Origin of the sequence: Streptomyces sp. NPDC021080 (assembly GCF_044333225.1) — a bacterium.
Lineage (GTDB): Bacteria > Actinomycetota > Actinomycetes > Streptomycetales > Streptomycetaceae > Streptomyces.
The window spans coordinates 283,784-304,058 of the sequence record NZ_JBIRQM010000004.1 but is presented as its reverse complement, the minus strand read 5'-3'; the positions used below and the strand labels follow the sequence as shown (position 1 = coordinate 304,058).

Sequence of the window (20,275 nt, the reverse complement as noted above, 5' to 3'; positions counted from 1 at the left end):
TCCGCGCGGGCTCAAGTCCCCCGGGCGGGCCCCCGCCGTGTGGGGGGGGGGGGGCCCCCCCGCCCCCCCCCCGGGGGGCGCCCCCCCCCCCCCGGGGGGGGGGGCCCCCCCCGGCCCCCCCCCGCCCCGATGACGAGCCTGTGACGTGCGGACTGCGTCAGACCTTGACGCGGACGTCGTTGCGGAGCTTCGCGGCGATCTCGGCCGCGGCCTCGGGCGTGCTGCCCTTGCCGACCATCATGCTCGCGAGGTCGAGCGGCAGCACGTATCCGATCGTGCTGTGGTCGCCCCAGATGCAGACCGGCATCGTGAACGACTTGGGGCCGGTCTGGCTGTTGTTGACCTTGATCTCCTGGCACTTGAGGACGGCACCGTCCAGCTCGCTCGGCGTGTACGCCTTCGGGCTGCCGATGAACTCGCCGTCCTTGGTGCCGTCCTTCTGCTGTTCCTTCTTCATGCCGGCGAACATGTTGTCGACGGTCGCCTCGGGGTTGTCGATCGTTCCCCAGACGCCGCCGAACTCGATCTGCTTGGCCGCCAGAGGGTTGCTCTTGTCGCCCGACTGGTAAGCCGCGCTGACGTCCTTGGGGTTCTTCACACCCCAGCCCTCGGCGTCCTTCAGGTCCTTCTCGCTCATGCCACCGCTGTCGCCGGCGTCGGTGGACTTCTTGTACTCGCCGCCGAGGACCGTCGCCGGCGTCGTCAGCTTGTGGGGGCCGTCGTCGGCGACCGAGCTGCTGCTGCTGCCACCGAGCACGAGGTACGCGCCCACCGCGATGGCCGCCACCACGGCCACGCCGCCGATGATCAGCGCCGTCTTCTTCTTGCCGCCGGCCGGCTCGGGCGGCATCGGGACCGTGCCGTAGGGGGGCTGCTGCCCGTAGGCGGGCGGCTGGCCGTACGGAGGAGTCTGCGGCGGGACACCCGGAGCCTGCGGGGGGTAGCCGTAGCCGGGCTGCGCCGGGGGGGCCTGCTGGGGGTAGCCGTAGCCGGGCTGAGGGGCCTGCGGCGGCTGGCCGTAGGGGCCGGGCTGGCCGCCCGGCTGACCGTAGGGTCCGGGCTGCTGGGGCTGCCCGCCGTACGGGCCCGGCTGGTTGTAGCTCATTTCTGGGTTCCCCTCCAGATACCTTATGTGTTCCTGACATCCTGACGCACAGGTCAGGCCCCCAGGCCCGCAGGGGGTGCACCGTTACGAAGTAATCCCGTTTCGGGACACGGGCGTGACGCCCCTAAACTGATCCCGTGACCGATAACGCTCATCAGCAGCCAACAGCGCCCAACACCGAACTGCCGACCCAGTACGCGCCGGCCGACGTAGAGGGGCCGCTGTACGAGCGCTGGGTAGAGCGCGGCTACTTCGAGGCGGACGCGAAGAGCGACAAGCCTCCGTTCACGGTGGTCATCCCGCCGCCGAACGTCACGGGCAGCCTGCACCTCGGCCACGCCTTCGAGCACACCCTCATCGACGCCCTCACCCGCCGCAAGCGCATGCAGGGCTTCGAGACGCTGTGGCAGCCCGGCATGGACCACGCCGGCATCGCCACGCAGAACGTCGTCGAGCGCGAGCTCGGCAAGGAGGGCAAGTCCCGGCACGACCTCGGCCGGGAGGCGTTCGTCGAGCGCGTCTGGCAGTGGAAGGCCGAGTCCGGCGGGCAGATTTCCGGCCAGATGCGCCGCCTCGGTGACGGTGTCGCCTGGTCGCGCGAGCGCTTCACGATGGACGAGGGCCTGTCCCAGTCCGTCCAGACCATCTTCAAGAAGCTCTACGACGACGAGCTGATCTACCGCGCCGAGCGCATCATCAACTGGTGCCCGCGCTGTCTCACCGCGATCTCCGACATCGAGGTCGAGTACCAGGACGACGACGGCGAGCTGGTCTCCATGAAGTACGGGGAGGGGGACGAGACCATCGTCGTCGCCACCACCCGTGCCGAGACGATGCTCGGTGACACCGCCGTCGCCGTCCACCCGGAGGACGAGCGGTACAAGCACCTCGTCGGCAAGCTCATCAAGCTGCCGCTGACCGACCGTTCCATCCCGGTCGTCGCGGACGAGCACGTCGACCCCGAGTTCGGCACCGGCGCCGTCAAGGTGACGCCCGCTCACGACCCGAACGACTTCGAGATCGGGCAGCGCCACAACCTGCCCAACATCGCCGTCATGGACGAGCACGCGGTCATCACGGTCCCCGGCCCCTTCCAGGGCCTGGACCGCCTGGAAGCCCGCTCCGCCATCGTCGGCGCCCTGCGCGCCGAAGGCCGGATCGTCGCCGAGAAGCGGCCGTACAGCCACTCCGTGGGCCACTGCTCGCGCTGCAAGACCACCATCGAGCCGCGTCTTTCCATGCAGTGGTGGGTCAAGGTCGGCCCGCTGGCGAAGGCCGCGGGCGACGCCGTCCGCGACGGCCGCGTCAAGATCCACCCGCAGGAGATGGAGAAGCGGTACTTCGACTGGGTCGACAACCTCCACGACTGGTGCATCTCGCGGCAGTTGTGGTGGGGCCACCGCATCCCGGTCTGGTACGGGCCGAACGGCGAGATCGTCTGCGTCGGTCCCGACGACGAGGCCCCCACGGGCGAGGGCTGGCACCAGGACACCGACGTCCTCGACACCTGGTTCTCCTCCGGCCTGTGGCCGTTCTCCACGCTCGGCTGGCCCGAACAGACCGAGAGCCTCGCGAAGTTCTACCCGAACTCCGTCCTGGTCACCGGCTACGACATCCTCTTCTTCTGGGTCGCCCGGATGATGATGTTCGGCCTCTACGCGATGGACGGCACCCCGCCGTTCCACACCATCGCCCTGCACGGCATGGTCCGCGACCAGTTCGGCAAGAAGATGTCCAAGTCCTTCGGGAACGCGGTCAACCCGCTGGACTGGATGGACAAGTACGGCAGTGACGCCCTGCGGTTCACGCTCGCGCGCGGCGCCAACCCCGGCGTCGACGTGCCGATCGGCGAGGACTGGGTCCAGGGCTCGCGCAACTTCGCCAACAAGATCTGGAACGCCACCCGTTTCGCGCTGATGAACGGCGCGACGGTCGAGGGCGAGCTCCCGCCCGCCGAGGAGCTGTCGGCCACCGACCGCTGGATCCTGTCCCGGCTGAACGCCACGGTCGCCGAAGTCGACGCCCTGTACGACGACTTCCAGTTCGCCAAGCTGTCGGACGCGCTGTTCCACTTCGCGTGGGACGAGGTCTTCGACTGGTACGTCGAGCTGTCCAAGACGACGTTCATGGCGGGCGGCGAGCCCGCGAAGGTCTCCGGCCGGGTCCTCGGCGAGGTCCTGGACGTCACGCTGCGCCTCCTCCACCCGATCGTCCCGTTCGTCACGGAGACCCTCTGGACCACCCTCACGGGCGGCGAGTCGGTCGTCGTCGCCGAGTGGCCGACCGACTCCGGTTTCCGTGACACCGCCGCCGAGCAGGAGATCGAGAAGCTCCAGCAGGTCATCACGGAGGTCCGCCGCTTCCGTGCCGACCAGGGCCTCCAGCCGGGCCAGCGGGTCCCGGCCCGGTTGACCCTCGACGGGACCGCGCTGGCCCCGCACGAGGCGGCCATCCGCCAGCTGCTGCGGCTCCAGCCGGAGGGCGAGAGCTTCTCGGCCACGGCGACCCTGCCGGTGGCGGGCGCCACGGTCGCGCTCGACCTGTCGGGCACGATCGACGTCGCCGCGGAGCGCAAGCGCCTGGCCAAGGACCTCGCCGCCGCCGAGAAGGAGAAGGCCCAGGCCAACGCCAAGCTCGGCAACGAGGCGTTCCTCGCCAAGGCCCCGGACAACGTCGTGGACAAGATCCGCGGCCGGCTCGCCAAGGCGGACGAGGACATCGCCCGTATCCAGGAGCAGCTCGAGCGGCTGCCGGAGGCGTAGCCGTCCGCCCCTGCGCAAGTGAAGGCCCCCGGAACCATCCAGTTCCGGGGGCCTTCCGCCGTACACGGCCCGCTTTCCTCCGCCCCCCGCCCCTTCCCGTCCCGGGGGCGCTGCCCCCGGACCCCCGCTCCTCAATCGCCGGAGGGGCTGAACTTTTCCCGGACGGCGCTGGAAAGTTCCAGCCCGTCCGGCGCTTGAGGACGAGGCCGTAGGCCGAAGCGGGGGCTGGGGGGGGGGCGGCAGCCCCGGGAACGGGACGGGTAGGGGCGGAGGGGGCGAAAAACCCCAAGCGGCCCCACACGCCCCCACACCCCGCCACCTCCGTAGACTGGCCCCGTGAGTGACCTCCCCCCGCACGACAGCAGCGCCTCCGACGAGCCGGAAGACCGTGACCCGCACGGCCTCTTCGACGAGATCGTGGCGAACGAGACCGAGCGCGACCCCGACCTCGCGGTGATCGAGGCCGGCAGCCGCACCCTGCGCACCCAGGGCGGCGGCGGTCACCAGGCCGACGTACCCGGCCGGCCCTCGGACCCCGAGGTGGACAAGGCGCTGCGCGAGGTGGAGGCCGAACTCGCCACCCGCTGGGGCGAGACCAAGCTGGAGCCGTCCGTCGCCCGGATCGCGGCGCTGATGGACGTGCTCGGGGAGCCGCAGCGCGCGTACCCCTCGATCCACATCACCGGCACCAACGGCAAGACCTCCACCGCCCGCATGGTCGAGGCGCTGCTCGGCGCCTTCGACCTGCGCACCGGCCGCTACACCAGCCCCCACGTGCAGTCGATCACCGAGCGGATCAGCCTGGACGGGGCGCCGATGTCCGCCGAGCGCTTCGTCGAGACGTACAACGACATCAAGCCCTACGTCGAGATGGTCGACGGGCAGCAGGAGTACCGGCTGTCCTTCTTCGAGGTGCTCACCGGCATGGCGTACGCCGCCTTCGCCGACGCGCCCGTGGACGTCGCCGTCGTCGAGGTCGGCATGGGCGGCAGCTGGGACGCCACGAACGTCATCGACGGGGACGTCGCCGTCGTGACCCCCATCGACCTCGACCACACCGACCGGCTCGGTGAGACGTTCGCCGAGATCGCCACCGAGAAGGCGGGCATCGTCAAGCAGGACGCCACCGTCATCCTCGCCCAGCAGCCGGTCGACGCGGCCCAGGTACTGCTGAAGAAGGCCGTCGAGGTCGACGCGACCGTGGCCCGCGAGGGTCTCGAATTCGGTGTCGTGTCACGGCAGATCGCGGTCGGCGGGCAGCTGCTCACCCTGCGCGGCCTCGGCGGGGAGTACGAGGAGGTCTTCCTCCCGCTGCACGGCGCCTACCAGGCGCACAACGCCGCCGTGGCGCTCGCCGCGGTCGAGGCGTTCTTCGGCGTCGGCTCGGCGCACGCCCAGCGGCTCGACATCGACACCGTGCGCAAGGCGTTCGCCTCGGTCACCTCGCCGGGCCGGCTGGAGATCGTGCGCCGCTCGCCCACCGTGGTGCTCGACGCCGCGCACAACCCCGCGGGCGCCCGCGCCACCGCCGAGGCGGTGAGCGAGGTCTTCGACTTCAGCCGGCTGATCGGGGTCGTCGGCGCGAGCGGTGACAAGAACGTACGGGGGGTGCTCGAGGCCTTCGAGCCGATCTTCGCGGAGGTCGTCGTCACCCAGAACTCCAGCCATCGCGCGATGGACGCGGACGAACTGGCCGGGATCGCCGTCGAGGTCTTCGGCGAGGACCGGGTGCAGGTCGAACCGCGCCTGGACGACGCCCTGGAGGCCGCGATCACGCTCGCCGAGGAAGAGGGCGAGTACGCGGGCGGGGGCGTGCTGGTCACCGGATCCGTCATCACGGTCGGCGAGGCCCGACTGCTCCTGGGGAGGGGCTGACTCTCGTGCGTACGCTCTGTGCTTCCACGCTGATCGGCGAGTTCTTCGTCATCGGCTTCGCCGGGCTCGTCGCCATGAAGGAACCCGATCTGTCCACGGCCACGGTCTGGACGGTCTGCGGGGTCCTGATGGCGCTGAGCGTGCTGCTGTGCGGCATGATCACGCGGCCCGGCGGCGTCCAGCTCGGCTGGGCGCTGCAGATCCTGCTGATCGCCGGCGGGTTCGTCCTGCCGTCGATGTTCGTCCTGGGCGCGGCCTTCGCCGCGCTGTGGTGGGCCTCGGTCCACTACGGCCGGAAGATCGACGAGGCGAAGGCCAGGTTCGCCGCCCAGGCGCAGGCCGCGCCGACCGAGCCGGGCGGCACCCCGGCCTAGGGCCTGTCCGACAGTTCCCGTCCGCCCTGCGGGGGCGGTACCCCGGCCCTGCGGGGGACGGCTCTCCGGCCCTGAGGAACGGCTCCCCGGCGCGGCCGGGGCCACCCGGCCCCGGCGGCCGGGTGCCACTCCGGTACGGACGCGAGGGAGTCGGCACCGGTCCGGTGGGGCGTGCGAGCGCGTGTCACCGGCGGACGGAAGCGTGTTCCCGTATCACCCGACACTGTGCGACGGCCACCCGGACACGCCCTGTAGCCTCGTTCATCCGCACAAGTGTGACCTGAAGGAGCTTTCCCGTGAGCCAGCGCACCCTCGTCCTTCTCAAGCCCGACGCCGTCCGTCGCGGCCTGACCGGCGAGATCATCAGCCGTATCGAGCGCAAGGCCGGCTGGCAGATCACCGCGCTGGAACTGCGGACCCTGGACCAGGACACGCTGGAGCAGCACTACGGCGAGCACAAGGGCAAGCCGTTCTACGAGCCGCTGGTGGCGTTCATGGCCTCCGGTCCGGTCGTGGCCCTGATCGTCGAGGGCGAGCGGGTCATCGAGGGTGTGCGCGCCCTGGCCGGCCCGACCGACCCGATCGCCGCCGCCCCCGGTTCCATCCGCGGCGACTACGGCGTGATCGTCCGCGAGAACCTGATCCACGCCTCCGACTCCGAGGAGTCCGCCGAGCGCGAGGTGAAGATCTTCTTCCCCGGCCGCGCCTGAGCGTCCGGACGGCGGCTTCGCGCGGCGTCCGTGTGCACGGACGGTCACGGTCTCGCGTACGGACGGCCTCGCCGAGGTCACGGACGGCCTCCTGGAGGCCGCCCGGGACGATCTCCGCAGGACGCCGCCCAACACATTTTCAAAGAATTTTCTGAGACTGTGTCAGCACGGCTGCGGCAGTCTGACCTGGGACGGCCGTGAAAAATCCGGCCGTCCCGTGGCATATGCGCGCTGATCGAGGGAACGTGTGACCCCGATGGCCCGTCTCCACAAGCAAGTCGCTCCGCCATCTGCCGACAATGGCCAAGACCCTCGCGCAGTGTTCGGGCGGGCGCGTCTACGATGGAACCGTTCACGTCGCTGCACCAACCTCGCGCCGTCCCTAAAAAGCCGTCAATGCTCGGTTTGGGAAGGCCAGACGAATCCTGATGGGGAACTCAATGTCGTTCATCGGCCGTGACATGGCTGTCGACCTCGGGACCGCCAACACGCTGGTGTACGTCAGGGGTCGAGGGATCGTACTCAACGAGCCGTCCGTCGTCGCGATCAACACCAACACCGGCGGGATCCTCGCGGTGGGCGCGGAAGCCAAGAAGATGATCGGGCGGACCCCGGGCAACATCGTTGCCGTGCGCCCGCTGAGGGACGGCGTCATCGCCGACTTCGAGATCACCGAGCGCATGCTCCGCTACTTCATCCTGAAGATCCACAAGCGGCGCTATCTCGCCCGCCCCCGTGTCGTCGTCTGTGTGCCCTCGGGCATCACCGGCGTCGAGCGTCGTGCCGTCATCGAGGCGTCGTCCCAGGCCGGCGCCCGCCAGGTGCACATCATCGAGGAGCCCATGGCCGCGGCCATCGGCGCCGGCCTGCCGGTCCACGAGGCCACGGGCAACATGGTGGTGGACATCGGCGGCGGCACCACGGAGGTCGCGGTCATCTCGCTCGGCGGCATCGTCACCGCCCAGTCCATCCGCGTCGCGGGCGACGAGTTGGACAACGCGATCATCCAGCACATCAAGAAGGAGTACAGCCTCCTTCTCGGTGAGCGGACGGCCGAGCAGATCAAGATCACGATCGGTTCGGCGTACGACCTCGACAACGACGAGCACACCGAAATCCGCGGCCGGGACCTGGTCTCCGGTCTGCCCAAGACGGTCGTCATCTCCGCCGCGGAGGTCCGCAAGGCGATCGAGGAGCCGGTCAACGCGATCATCGACGCCGTGAAGACGACGCTCGACAAGTGCCCGCCCGAGCTCTCCGGTGACGTGATGGACCGGGGCATCGTCCTGACCGGCGGCGGAGCCCTGCTGCGCGGCCTGGACGAGCGGCTGCGCCGCGAGACCGGCATGCCGATCCACATCGCGGAGGACCCGCTCGACAGCGTGGCGCTCGGCTCCGGCAAGTGTGTCGAGGAGTTCGAGGCGCTCCAGCAGGTTCTGGACGCCCAGCCCCGCAGATGACGTAACACTTCGATTCCGCCGTACGAGATCACCCCTTCTCGTGCGGCGGATCGTTGGTATGGAGGCATAAACTCCTGCGACATAGAGTCATAACCTCCCCCATAACAGGCACCCCGTCACACCCCCCCCACTCCAGCCTCATCGCACCGTGGGCATCCTTTTCGCCCAAGATGCGCCCCTGTTGACCCAATACGACGAGGAAGGCACGGCCGCCGCACGTGAGGGACACACGAGAGAGCCGGCTGCTCCTGGTGCTGCTGATCGCCATCGCGTTCGCACTGATCACGGTGGACATCCGCGGCGGGCAGGACTCACCGGTCGACGGTGCCCGCCAGGCCGCCGCGACGGTCTTCGGCCCGATCGAGAACGGGGTGTCGTCCGCGGTCGACCCCGTCGGCAACGCGATCTCCGCGGTCCGCGACTCGGGCGACCGGCACAGCCGCATCGCCCAACTGGAGCACGACAACGCGGCGTTGAAGGCGAAGCTCGGCAGCGACGACCGCAACCGCAGCCGCCTCAAGCAGCTCGACAAGATGATCAAGGTGGCGGGCGAGGGCCAGTACGGCATCAAGGGCGCCGAAGTGATCGCCATAGGGGCCGCCCAGGGCTTCTCCTGGACGGTCACCATCGACGTCGGCGCCAACGACGGCATCCAGCGCGACATGACCGTCCTGAACGGCGACGGACTCGTCGGCCGCGTCACCACCGTCGGCCCGGACACCGCGACCGTGCTCCTCGCCAACGACCCCGACTTCACCGTCGGCACCCGCATGGAGTCGAGCGACGAACTCGGCTTCGCCTCGGGCCAGGGCGACCGCCCGCTGCGCGTCGAGCTCCTCAACGCCAAGGCCAGGATCAAGAAGGGCGACCGGCTCGTCACCTTCGGCTCGCAGTCCGACAAGCCGTTCGTGCCCGGCGTCCCCGTCGGCGTCGTCTCCCGGGTCGACCCGTCCGGCGGCGACCTGACCCGCACGATCTACGTGACGCCGTTCGTCTCGTTCACCAAGCTCGACATCGTCGGCGTCGTCGTCGCGGCACCCAAGAGCGACCCCCGCGACACCGTGCTGCCCCCGAAACCCAAACCGACGCCCACGCCGACCGTGACCGTGACGGTCACCCCCTCGGCGAGCGCCACCGACCCCGGCCAGCAGCAGTAAAGCAGGAGGAGCCGAATCCCATGCGTTTCAACCGGATGCTGCTCTCCGTCACCCTGGTGGTCGTCGCCCTGGTGATCCAGGTGAGCGTTCTCGCCCGACTCCATCTGCCGGGCGCCGTCCCCGACCTGGTGCTGCTGACCGTGCTCGCCCTCGCCCTGGTCTACGGCCATGTCGGCGGCGCGCTCATCGGCTTCGGCGCCGGTCTGCTCTCCGACCTCGCCCCGCCCGCCGACCACGCCGCCGGACGCTACGCCCTCGTGCTCTGCGTCGTCGGCTACCTCGCGGGCCTCGCCAGGCCCGAGAACGGCCGGCTCAAGTCCGCCACCGGCCCCATGGCCGTGGTCGTCGCCGCCGCGATCGGCTCCACCGTGCTCTACGCGGGAGTCGGCGCGCTCGTCGGCGACACCGCGGCCCGCCACGTCGGGCTCAGCAGCCTGCTCATCACGGCCGCCCTCTACGACCTGCTGCTCGCGCCCTTCGTGGTCCCGGTGCTGATGGCGCTGGCCCGGCGCGCCGAGAACGATCCGCTCGCCGACGGCGGTTCGGCCTCCAAGGCGGCCGACGTCTCCTCGGGCTGGCTGTCCTCCGGAACCGGCCTGCGCATCGGCAGCCAGCGCAGCGGACTGCGCGTGAAGGCGGCCAAGGCACGGAGCGCCCGCGCCGGACGCATCAAGGGGGTCAAGCGGCTGTGAGAGCAGCGACGCGCCCCGCCCGGCCGCAGGTTCGAGTGCCCGGGACGCCACGCGACGTGACCGGCGACGGTGTCACCGCGCACAGGTTCGCCGTGTACTCGTATGACTCGTACACACACTGAGAGGGGGAGGCAGCAGCAGTGACCAACATCCCGGAGACCGGCCGGACCCCACGGGTCCAGATCCGTCTCGTCGTCATCCAGATTCTCGTACTCTCCCTCCTCGGCACCCTCGGCGGACGCCTCTGGTTCCTCCAGATCCGCAACGGCCAGCAGTACGCCAAGGAAGCCTCCGGCAACCACGTCCAGCAGGTCGTCCAGCCCGCCGTACGCGGCTCGATCCTCGACGCGCGCGGTGTTCCGATCGCCGACAACGAGACCCGGCTCGTGGTCTCCGCCTCGCGCACCGACCTGCTGAAGATGGCGGACGACGGGAAGGCCGTCCTCACCAAGCTCGCCGGCGTGCTGGGCCTCAAGGCGAAGGACGTCATCCAGAAGGTCCGCCTCTGCGACGCCAAGACGCCGCAGCCGTGCTGGAACGGCTCGCCCTACCAGCCGATCCCCATCACCGACAAGGCCACCGCCCGTCAGGCCCTGCAGATCCGCGAGCGCTCCGAGGACTTCCCCGGCATCACCGCCGAACCGGAGGCCGTGCGCCGTTACGCCGCCCCCGGCAAGGCCAACACCGCGCAGGTCCTCGGCTACCTCTCGCCCGTCACCGACGACGAGATCACCAAGGCCAAGGACACCGACTCGCCCTACCTCCGCTCCGACCAGGTCGGCCGCTCCGGCCTGGAGCGCGAGTACGACAAGGCCCTGCGCGGCAAGGCCGGCGTCACCCGCTACGAGGTCGACAACCTCGGCCGTGTCATCGGCAAGGCCAAGAGCGACAAGGCCGAACCCGGCGCCAACCTCGTCACCAGCATCGACGCCCGCGTCCAGCGCGTCGCCGAGTACGAGCTGAACTACGCGATGAAGGTCGCCCGCACCCAGTTCGACAAGATCACCGGCGAGAACTACAAGGCCGACTCCGGCGCGGTCGTGGTCATGGAGGCCAAGACCGGCCGCGTCGTCGCCATGGCGTCCAACCCGACGTACGACCCGAACGCCTGGGTCGGCGGCATCTCCGGCAAGGACTACACGTCGCTCACCGGCAAGAAGTCCAACTACCCGCTGCTGAACCGCGCCATACAGGGTCAGTCGGCGCCCGGCTCGACGTTCAAGGTGGTCTCCACCGCCGCCGCGGTCCAGGCCGGTTACCCCTTCGACGGGCACTACCCCTGCACCAGCTCCTACTCCGTCGGCAGCCAGGTCTTCAAGAACTTCGAGGGGGAGAGCTTCGGCCCCATCTCGCTCGGCCGGGCCCTGGAGGTCTCCTGCGACACCGTCTTCTACGGACTCGCCGACAACGAGTGGAAGAAGGACGGCGGCATCAACCCGAAGAAGAAGACCAAGGACTACTTCTACAAGACCGCCCACCAGTTCGGACTCGGCAAGGAGACCGGCATCGACCTCCCCAACGAGGTCACCGGCCGCATCCCGGACCGCCAGTGGAAGCTGAACTACTGGAAGGCCAACAAGGACGCCTGGTGCAAGACCGGCAAGAAGAACGGCACCTACGTCCAGCGGATCGAGTACGAGAACTGCCTCGAGGGCAACAAGATGCGCGAGGGCGACTCGATCAACTACTCCATCGGACAGGGTGACACCCTCGTCACCCCCATCCAGGAAGCCGCCATCTACTCCGCGGTCTCCAACGGCGGCACCCTGTACGCGCCCACCATCGGCAAGGCGATCGTCAGCGCCGACGGCAAGACCGTCCAGGAGATCAAGCCGAAGGTCAACGCCAAGCTGCCGGTCAGCAAGGCGACGCTCAAGGGCATGAACGAGGCCTTCGCCGGCGTCGTCACCCGTGGTACCGCCGCCTGGAAGTTCGGCGGCTGGCCGCAGGACAAGATCCCGCTGCACGCCAAGACCGGTACCGCCGAGGTCTACGGCAAGCAGACGACGTCATGGCTCGCCACGTACTCCAAGGACTACGCGATCATCATGACGATCTCCCAGGCCGGTACGGGTTCGGGAGCCTCCGGTGAGGCCGTCCGCAAGATCTACAACGCGCTCTACGGCGTCTCCGCCGACGGCACCATCAACAAGAAGAACGCTCTCCTGCCGACCCCGCAGAAGGGCCTGCCGAAGGTCCAGACCGACGGCACGATCGAGTCCGGCCGCATCTCCAAGGACCCGGCCAAGGACCAGCAGGCCAGCCAGGCCCCCAAGGACGCCACCCCCGACCCGAACCTGCCCGCCGGCACCACCGCCTCGCCCGGCACCGGCAACCGCGTCACCCGAAGGCGTACGGCCCGCCCGCCGAAGGGGCGGGGGAAGAGGATCCTGACATGACCGGAGCCAACAACTTCTCCGTCTCCGGGTACGGACCCGCGCGCGCGGGCTGGACACGGCTGTTCGCCCGCGACTCGATCGCCCGCCGGCTCGACTGGCCGATACTGCTGTCGGCCGTCGCGCTGTCGGGGATCGGCGCCGCCCTCGTCTACTCGGCGACCCGCAACCGCACCGAGATCAACCAGGGCGACCCGTACTACTTCCTCATCCGCCATCTGATGAACGCCGGCATCGGCTTCGGCCTGATGATCGGCACGATCTGGCTCGGCCACCGCACCCTGCGCACGGCCGTGCCGATCCTGTACGGGCTCTCGGTCTTCATGATCCTGCTCGTGCTGACCCCGCTCGGCGCGACGATCAACGGCCAGCGCAACTGGCTCGTCGCGGGCGGCCTGTCCCTCCAGCCCGCCGAGTTCATCAAGATCACGATCATCCTGGGCATGGCCATGCTGCTGGCCACCCGGGTGGACGCGGGCGACAAGATGTACCCCGACCACCGCACGGTGGTGCAGGCACTGGGGCTCGCGGCCGTCCCGATGATGATCGTGCTGCTCATGCCCGACCTCGGCACCATCATGGTCGCGGTCGTCATCGTGCTCGGCGTGCTGCTCTCCTCCGGCGCCTCCAACCGCTGGGTGTTCGGCCTCATCACCGCGGGCGCCCTCGGCGCGGTCGCCGCCTGGCGGCTGCACGTCCTCGACGAGTACCAGATCAACCGCTTCGCGGCCTTCGCCAACCCCGACCTCGACCCGGCCGGCGTCGGCTACAACACCAACCAGGCCCGTATCGCCATCGGCTCCGGCGGTCTCTTCGGCACCGGCCTCGGCCACGGCTCGCAGACCACCGGCCAGTTCGTGCCCGAGCAGCAGACCGACTTCGTCTTCACGGTCGCCGGCGAGGAACTGGGCTTCGTCGGCGCGGGCCTGATCCTGCTGCTCCTCGGCATCGTCCTGTGGCGCGCCTGCCGCATCGCCCGCGAGACGACCGAGCTGTACGGCACGATCGTCGCCGCCGGGATCATCGCCTGGTTCGCGTTCCAGTCCTTCGAGAACATCGGCATGACCCTCGGGATCATGCCGGTCGCCGGTCTGCCCCTCCCGTTCGTGTCCTACGGAGGATCCTCCATGTTCGCGGTCTGGGTGGCGATCGGCCTCCTGCAGTCGATCAGAGTGCAACGCCCGATGTCGGCCTAGCCGCCGTCGCGGCACCGCCACCCGGGCCCCGGACGGCGCCCGGGTGGCGCCTCGGAGAACACGAGGCGACACCCGGCCCAACGGGAAAAGACGGCCTCCGGCCAAGCAGGGGCCGGTTGGGTACTGCCCACGGCCCGCAAACGCGTCTAGATTCGGTTCATGGCGGACACGAAGCGCGAGATCGAGCGCAAGTACGAGGGTCCCGCGGCCGACGGCGGTACCGGAATGCCGGACCTGAGCGGAGTCCCGGGCGTCGCGGGCGTCGTCGACAAGGGCGTCGCCGAACTCGACGCCACCTACTACGACACCCCCGACCAGCGCCTCGCCGCCGCCTCCCTCACCCTGCGCCGCCGCACCGGAGGCGACGACGCCGGCTGGCACCTGAAACTCCCGGTCTCCGAGGGCGTGCGCGACGAGATCCAGGCCCCCCTCTCCGACACGGTGCCCCGCGCGATCTCGGGCCTCGTCCGCTCCCGCGTACGCGACGCCGAACTCGTCCCCCTCGTCCGCCTGCGGTCCGCCCGTGACATCCGCCACCTCGTCGACGACTCCGGCACCCTGCTCGCCGAGGTCAGCCTCGACCGCGTCCGCGCGGACCGGCTCGGCGGCAAGGGCACCGCCGCATGGACCGAGATCGAGGTGGAACTCGCCGACGACGGCGACCCCGCCTTCCTCGACAAGGTCGAGAAGAAACTCCGCAAGGCCGGTCTGAACCGCTCCGCCGCCTCCTCCAAGCTGGCCAAGGCACTGGAGGTGACCGGCAAGCGCGCGGGGAAGTCCTCGGGGAAGCCCGCTCCCGAGAAGAAGCCGGTCACCGCTGGCGACCACGTCCTCGCCTACCTCCACGCCCAGTACGACGCCATCGTCGAACTCGACCCCGCCGTCCGCCGCGACCTCCCCGACTCCGTGCACAGCATGCGCGTCGCCACCCGCCGGATGCGCAGCACCTTCCGCTCGTACGGGAAGATCCTCGACCGCGCCGTCACCGACCCGATCGGCGACGAGCTGAAATGGCTGGCCGGCGAACTCGGCGTCGACCGCGACCAGGAAGTCCTCACCGAGCGGCTCACCGAGTCCCTCGGCGGGCTGCCCCGCACCCTGCTCTCCGGACCCGTCCGCACCCGGCTGCGCACCTGGGCGAACGCCCGCCGCGGCGGCTCCCGGCGCCGCCTGATCGCCGTCCTGGACGGGAAGCGGTACCTGGCGCTGCTCACCGCGCTCGACGCCCTCGTGACCGACCCGCCGCTGCTCAAGGCGGCCGGGGGCGACCCCGCGAAGGCGATCGCGAAGGCCGTCCGCAAGGACTTCGGCAAGGTCTCCGACCTCGTCGAGCAGGCCCTCGACCGGCCCCCGGGCACCGACCGCGACCACGCCATGCACGAGGCCCGCAAGAAGGCCAAGCGCACCCGGTACGCCGCCGAGGCCGCGGCCCCCGCCCTGGGCACGCCGGCCGCCGGCCTGGTCAAGTCGATGAAGTCGCTGCAGGGTCTTCTCGGCGACCACCAGGACAGCGTGATGACCCGGGACGCCCTGCGGGAACTGGCGGCCCTGGCCCACGCGGCGGGGGAGAACTCGTTCACCTACGGCGTGCTCTACGGCCGCGAGGAACAGCGCGCCGCCGAGGCCGAGGCGGCGCTGCCGGGCGCCTGGGAGACGATCGAGGCGCAGACGGCGGTCTGAGAGGCCCGAGGACGCCGCCGGGGGCCGGGGCTGAGGCCTGGGGGCGAGAGACGGGGCCGGGACCGTGAGGCGGTCCGGAACCGGGACTGGAAGGCGGTCCGGAGCCGGGGCCGCTAGGCGGTCCGGAACCGGGACCGGAAGGCGGTCCGGAACCGGGACCGGAAGGCGGTCCGGAGGCGGTCGGAGCCAGGGTTTCCTCCGGCCGCGGAGCCCGGTGGCTGCCCGGCGGCGGAGCCCGGTGTCCGTCCGGCAGGAGGCCCGGTGTCCGTTCGGCGGTGCGGCGAGCCCCTCCGATCGCGTTACGCTAGATGGTCACCCCCATCAGCTCACGAAGGTTCGCGAGATGCCTGCCGAAACCGCCGTGTCGGTCTTCCCACAGCTCGAAGCTCTGCTCCCGCATGTGCAGAAGCCGATCCAGTACGTCGGCGGAGAGCTCAATTCCACGGTCAAGCCCTGGGACGCCTGTGACGTCCGCTGGGCGCTGATGTACCCCGACGCCTACGAGGTCGGCCTGCCCAACCAGGGCGTCATGATCCTCTACGAGGTACTGAACGAGCGCGAGGGCGTCCTCGCCGAGCGCACGTACAGCGTCTGGCCGGACCTCGAGGAACTGATGCGCGAGCACCGGGTCCCGCAGTTCACCGTGGACAGCCACCGCCCGGTGAAGGCCTTCGACGTGTTCGGCCTGTCCTTCTCCACGGAGCTGGGCTACACCAACATGCTCACGGCCCTGGACCTGGCGGGCATCCCGCTGGAGTCGAAGGACCGCACGCTCGACGACCCGATCGTCCTCGCGGGCGGCCACGCGGCCTTCAACCCCGAGCCGATCGCCGACTTCATCGACGCGGCGATCATCGGCGACGGCGAGCAGGCCGTGCTCGACATGACGGAGATCATCCGCGCCTGGAAGGCGGAGGGCCGCCCCGGAGGCCGCGAGGAGGTCCTCTTCCGCCTGGCGAAGACGGGCAGCGTCTACATCCCGGCCTTCTACGACGTCGAGTACCTGCCCGACGGCCGGATCGGCCGTGTGGTCCCGAACAAGTCGGGCGTCCCGTGGCGCGTGTCCAAGCACACGGTGATGGACCTCGACGAATGGCCGTACCCGAAGCAGCCCCTCGTTCCGCTGGCCGAGACGGTCCACGAGCGCATGTCCGTGGAGATCTTCCGCGGCTGCACGCGCGGCTGCCGCTTCTGCCAGGCGGGCATGATCACCCGCCCGGTGCGCGAGCGCTCCATCACGGGCATCGGCGAGATGGTCGAGAAGGGCCTGAAGGCGACGGGCTTCGAGGAGGTCGGCCTCCTCTCCCTGTCCTCCGCCGACCACTCGGAGATCGGCGACATCGCCAAGGGCCTGGCGGACCGGTACGAAGAGGACAAGATCGGCCTCTCCCTCCCCTCCACCCGCGTGGACGCCTTCAACGTCGACCTGGCGAATGAGCTGACCCGCAACGGCCGCCGTTCGGGCCTGACCTTCGCCCCCGAGGGCGGCTCCGAGCGCATGCGCAAGGTCATCAACAAGATGGTCTCGGAAGAGGACCTCATCCGGACCGTCTCCACCGCCTACGGCAACGGCTGGCGCCAGGTGAAGCTGTACTTCATGTGCGGCCTGCCGACGGAGACGGACGAGGACGTCATGCAGATCGCCGACATGGCGATGAACGTGATTGCCGAGGGCCGCAAGGTCTCCGGCCAGAACGACATCCGCTGCACGGTCTCCATCGGCGGCTTCGTCCCCAAGCCGCACACCCCCTTCCAGTGGGCGCCGCAGCTCTCCGCCGAGGACACGGACGCCCGCCTCACGAAACTCCGCGACAAGATCCGCGGCGACAAGAAGTACGGCCGCTCGATCGGCTTCCGCTACCACGACGGCAAGCCGGGCATCGTCGAGGGCCTGCTGTCCCGCGGCGACCGCCGCATCGGCTCCGTCATCCGCGCCGTCTACGAGGACGGCGGCCGCTTCGACGGCTGGCGCGAGCACTTCTCGTACGACCGCTGGATGGCCTGCGCCGACAAGGCCCTGGCCCCCTTCGGCGTGGACGTCGACTGGTACACCACCCGCGAGCGCACCTACGAGGAGGTCCTCCCCTGGGACCACCTCGACTCGGGCCTCGACAAGGACTGGCTCTGGGAGGACTGGCAGGACTCCCTCGACGAGACCGAGGTCGAGGACTGCCGCTGGACCCCGTGCTTCGACTGCGGGGTGTGCCCGCAGATGGACACGTCGATCCAGATCGGCCCCACGGGGAAGAAGCTTCTGCCCCTGACGGTCAAGAACGCGGGTCCGGCGCCGGCTTCCAGCGGTCACTCTCACTGACGTGGGCGAGGCGCTCGATCGGGTGATGGAGGCGTAGGCGGGGCGAGCGAGGACGAGGTGGCGGCTGCACCGGCTGCGCGGCCGGCGTCTCGCCCCTCGCCCGTCGGCGCCGTCGACACCCTCTCGGCATCGTCGGCCGCAGGCCGTCGGCTCTACTCGCCCGTGCGGGCCTTGCCGGCCGCGGGCTTGGTCTGCTGGAAGCTGTCCGCTCCGAACTTTTCCCAGTCGACGGTCATGGCGTCCCACGACAGCCCGTACACCCGCCCTACAGTCCGGTCGGTGTTGCCGTCATCGCACTTGAGTCTGATGACGTACAGCCCGTCCTCTTCGGAGGCTTCGCCCCGGCAGTGATGTTCGCCGAGCAGCTCGACCTGCCGGCCGTCGATGAGGAGTCTGACGAAGCTTCCGCCGCTGAGATGGACCCAATTGCCGGCGAGTGGCGGATCGGTTTCATCGTTGGCGCCCTGGGCGCCGGGCGTGCCGGCCAGGCTGTCGGAGCTTGCCGTCGCCGTCGGCGTATGTCTCGAAGGGGGCTTCGCTTCCCCGGATTTTGTACCGCCGCATCCGGACAAGGCGACGGCTGCCGTCAAGACCGTCCCGGCGACCTTGTGCACCCGCTTGATCACGTCATCCCTTGGAAAAGACCAGCCCCGACTCGCCGGGAGCCTACGGGGCCGTGATCACCCGGTCCATGGCGGCCTCCAGCCCCAAGCCGTCCACCGACCTCACGTAGTGTCCGGCGCGGCTCTCTCGAACGGCTGGAGGACACCATGACGGACCCTTTGTTGATCACGCTTGCCGATGCTCTGGCGAACCTCCTGATCTCCATCGACATGACTGATGACGATGACGTCGACCCGGACGTCTGCGTGCCGTGGTTCGAAGACGTCGGGGACAAGCTCAGCCGGCTCTCCGTCGATGACCGGTACAGACTTGCCCAGGTGATCCGCGAGGTGGCCGGCCGGGAGCCCGATGCCCAGAGGCAGGCAGCACTTCTCGAAACGCCGGACCACCTCGGCCTCGAAGATCCGGATGATGAATGAGTGGTCCGTCCCCTCCCGTGCCCGTTCAGCCGGGATACAGCGGGGAGTCATGGTTGCCGGCGGACAGCGCGGTCAGCGCGATGGAGGTCCCGCCGTCCACGGCGACGTGGTGACCCCGGGGCGCCGGTGCCCCCGGAAAAGCGCCCGTGATTCGTATCGAGGGGGCGACGACAGGCCGGAACGACTCGGTGATCTAGACTCCGCCGGCCGACGCTGAACAGTGTGGTCAAGGGGAGACTCATGAGTGATCGAGGCTTGCTGCGGGACCCGCTCACGGCAGTGGACCGCCTGCTGATCTTCCTGAAGATCATCACGGCAGTGATCATCTTGCCGGTTGTGCTCATGTGGGCTGCGGCCCTGTTGTTCTATGTACTGGTCGGCGCGGCCTAGCCCGGCTTGCGTCGAGGTGATCTGCCGAGGACGGGGGATGTGATGCGGAGGGCCGTGATCGTGTCCAAAGCCGTGCTCACGGTGACAGGAACGTGGCTTGTCCTTTTCCTGGCGATCGCTCTTCCGGCCCTGCTCCCGGAACGGTGGGGGTACTACCTGATCTCCCCTGCCAGCGTGTGCCTGTGGATGCTCTCCATGGTCGTAGGGCCCGTAGTGGTCTGCTGGAAGCTCCGCTCCTGGATACGGACGGTCCCCGGCTGTCCGGAGCGGCTGGACGACTGACCGGCCGGCCCGACAGGCCCCGTGTCCTGCCGCTCTCGCGCCAGGACGGGCGGGGAGCCAGGAGGAACCACGGCGCCCATCGGGTTATCGAGGCGTGGCCGGGCCGGCGAAGGCGGAGCGGATCCGAGGGCCGTTCGGGCCTGTGCGCGGCTGCGTGGCCTTTGAGCCCCTTCCCGTCCGGGAGGGGGCTCTCGGCGTGGCGGCCGGCGGCACGGCGACGGGGCATGTGCGGAACGCGGTGGGTCAGGCCGGGGTGTCGGCGTCCTGCACGGAAGCCGTGAACGCCTCGGGGCCCTGCTCCGCCGCTGCCGGGTCCATCCACATGACCTGCCAGCCGTGGCCGTCGAGGTCGTAGAAGCTGCGTGAGTACATGAAGCCGTAGTCCTCGGCGCCGTCCACCTCGGTGCCGCCCGCTGCGAGCGCGGCGGCGCTGACCGCATCGACCTCGTCGCGGGACGACACGCTGAAGCAGTACAACGCCAGCGTGTGCGTGGTGGGATCGGCCATCGGCAGTTTCGCGAACTCCGCGAACTTCTCGCGGGTGAGCAGCATGACGAAGGCGTGCTCGCCGACCAGCATGCAGGCGGCGGTCTCGTCGGTGAACTTCGGGTTGAAGCCGAACCCGAGCTTGGCGAAGAACGCCTTGCTGCGCTCGAGGTCCGCTACGGGGATGTTCACGAACAGCATGCGGCCGGGGTGTGCGGGGTCGGTCATGGCGGGTCTCCAGTCGGTGGCTCGATGACGTACGTCCTGGTAGACCGGCGAGGCCGGCGGAACTCATCGGTGGATCCCGGTCGGGTCGCCGCGGCCCGGTGGAGCGGTGGCGGCCTCGCCGGGCA

Annotated in this window: 17 protein-coding genes; 14 read left to right on the top strand and 3 right to left on the bottom strand. The window is 69.7% G+C overall.

The window, feature by feature from the left end; all coding sequences use genetic code 11:
- Nucleotides 1-157 precede the first annotated feature (157 nt).
- Complete coding sequence (locus ACH4S8_RS12065; RefSeq protein ID WP_398392670.1) at nt 158-1,105, bottom strand: hypothetical protein; 948 nt, start codon at nt 1,103-1,105, stop codon at nt 158-160.
- Between the two features lie 137 nt (nt 1,106-1,242).
- Between ACH4S8_RS12065 and ACH4S8_RS12060 the strand changes: the two genes are divergently transcribed.
- From ACH4S8_RS12060 to ACH4S8_RS12010, 11 genes are all read left to right on the top strand, one after another.
- Nucleotides 1,243-3,867, top strand: a complete 2,625-nt coding sequence (locus ACH4S8_RS12060) for a valine--tRNA ligase (protein WP_398392668.1) — start codon at nt 1,243-1,245, stop codon at nt 3,865-3,867.
- 336 nt (nt 3,868-4,203) lie between these two features.
- A complete protein-coding gene (locus ACH4S8_RS12055) occupies nt 4,204-5,742 on the top strand; it encodes a bifunctional folylpolyglutamate synthase/dihydrofolate synthase (protein ID WP_398392665.1) in 1,539 nt (512 codons plus the stop codon).
- A 5-nt stretch (nt 5,743-5,747) separates the two neighbouring features.
- Entirely contained in the window at nt 5,748-6,116 is a 369-nt protein-coding gene (locus ACH4S8_RS12050) for a DUF4233 domain-containing protein (RefSeq protein WP_398392663.1), read from the top strand.
- A 296-nt stretch (nt 6,117-6,412) separates the two neighbouring features.
- The gene (gene ndk, locus ACH4S8_RS12045; RefSeq protein ID WP_045557536.1) at nt 6,413-6,826 is read left to right on the top strand and encodes a nucleoside-diphosphate kinase; all 414 of its coding nucleotides are present in this window, start codon (nt 6,413-6,415) and stop codon (nt 6,824-6,826) included.
- Nucleotides 6,827-7,266: 440 nt separating this feature from the next.
- Nucleotides 7,267-8,286 (top strand): rod shape-determining protein, encoded by a 1,020-nt coding sequence (locus tag ACH4S8_RS12040; RefSeq protein WP_339129341.1) that lies wholly within the window; start codon nt 7,267-7,269, stop codon nt 8,284-8,286.
- Nucleotides 8,287-8,504: 218 nt separating this feature from the next.
- Nucleotides 8,505-9,443: a rod shape-determining protein MreC gene (gene mreC, locus ACH4S8_RS12035; RefSeq protein ID WP_398392660.1), complete on the top strand. Its 939-nt coding sequence runs from the start codon at nt 8,505-8,507 to the stop codon at nt 9,441-9,443.
- 20 nt (nt 9,444-9,463) lie between these two features.
- Entirely contained in the window at nt 9,464-10,135 is a 672-nt protein-coding gene (mreD, locus tag ACH4S8_RS12030) for a rod shape-determining protein MreD (protein WP_398392658.1), read from the top strand.
- 140 nt (nt 10,136-10,275) lie between these two features.
- Nucleotides 10,276-12,534: a penicillin-binding protein 2 gene (mrdA, locus tag ACH4S8_RS12025; RefSeq protein ID WP_398392656.1), complete on the top strand. Its 2,259-nt coding sequence runs from the start codon at nt 10,276-10,278 to the stop codon at nt 12,532-12,534.
- A complete protein-coding gene (gene rodA, locus ACH4S8_RS12020) occupies nt 12,531-13,727 on the top strand; it encodes a rod shape-determining protein RodA (RefSeq protein ID WP_398392654.1) in 1,197 nt (398 codons plus the stop codon). Before mrdA ends, rodA begins: the two co-directional genes overlap by 4 nt.
- 159 nt (nt 13,728-13,886) lie before the next feature.
- Nucleotides 13,887-15,407, top strand: coding sequence for a CHAD domain-containing protein (locus tag ACH4S8_RS12015; protein WP_398392652.1), 1,521 nt, complete (start codon nt 13,887-13,889; stop codon nt 15,405-15,407).
- Nucleotides 15,408-15,750: 343 nt separating this feature from the next.
- On the top strand, nt 15,751-17,721 hold the full coding sequence (locus ACH4S8_RS12010) for a TIGR03960 family B12-binding radical SAM protein (protein ID WP_398392649.1): 1,971 nt from the start codon (nt 15,751-15,753) through the stop codon (nt 17,719-17,721).
- Between the two features lie 152 nt (nt 17,722-17,873).
- Here the strand turns inward: ACH4S8_RS12010 and ACH4S8_RS12005 are convergent, their stop codons facing one another.
- Complete coding sequence (locus ACH4S8_RS12005) at nt 17,874-18,347, bottom strand: hypothetical protein (protein ID WP_398392647.1); 474 nt, start codon at nt 18,345-18,347, stop codon at nt 17,874-17,876.
- Nucleotides 18,348-18,491: 144 nt separating this feature from the next.
- Here ACH4S8_RS12005 and ACH4S8_RS12000 point away from each other — a divergent pair, with 144 nt between their 5' ends.
- The 3 genes from ACH4S8_RS12000 to ACH4S8_RS11990 all read left to right on the top strand — a co-directional run bounded on the left by ACH4S8_RS12000 (nt 18,492) and on the right by ACH4S8_RS11990 (nt 19,436).
- Nucleotides 18,492-18,764 carry a hypothetical protein gene (locus tag ACH4S8_RS12000; protein WP_398392645.1) on the top strand — a complete coding sequence of 91 codons (273 nt, stop codon included), beginning with the start codon at nt 18,492-18,494 and terminating at the stop codon, nt 18,762-18,764.
- A gap of 240 nt (nt 18,765-19,004) precedes the next feature.
- Entirely contained in the window at nt 19,005-19,154 is a 150-nt protein-coding gene (locus tag ACH4S8_RS11995; protein WP_398392643.1) for a hypothetical protein, read from the top strand.
- A 60-nt stretch (nt 19,155-19,214) separates the two neighbouring features.
- The gene (locus ACH4S8_RS11990; protein ID WP_398392641.1) at nt 19,215-19,436 is read left to right on the top strand and encodes a hypothetical protein; all 222 of its coding nucleotides are present in this window, start codon (nt 19,215-19,217) and stop codon (nt 19,434-19,436) included.
- Nucleotides 19,437-19,679: 243 nt separating this feature from the next.
- On the opposite strand, the gene ACH4S8_RS11985 is transcribed toward ACH4S8_RS11990, so the two are convergent.
- The gene (locus ACH4S8_RS11985; protein ID WP_398392639.1) at nt 19,680-20,150 is read right to left on the bottom strand and encodes a VOC family protein; all 471 of its coding nucleotides are present in this window, start codon (nt 20,148-20,150) and stop codon (nt 19,680-19,682) included.
- Between the last annotated feature and the right edge of the window lie 125 nt (nt 20,151-20,275).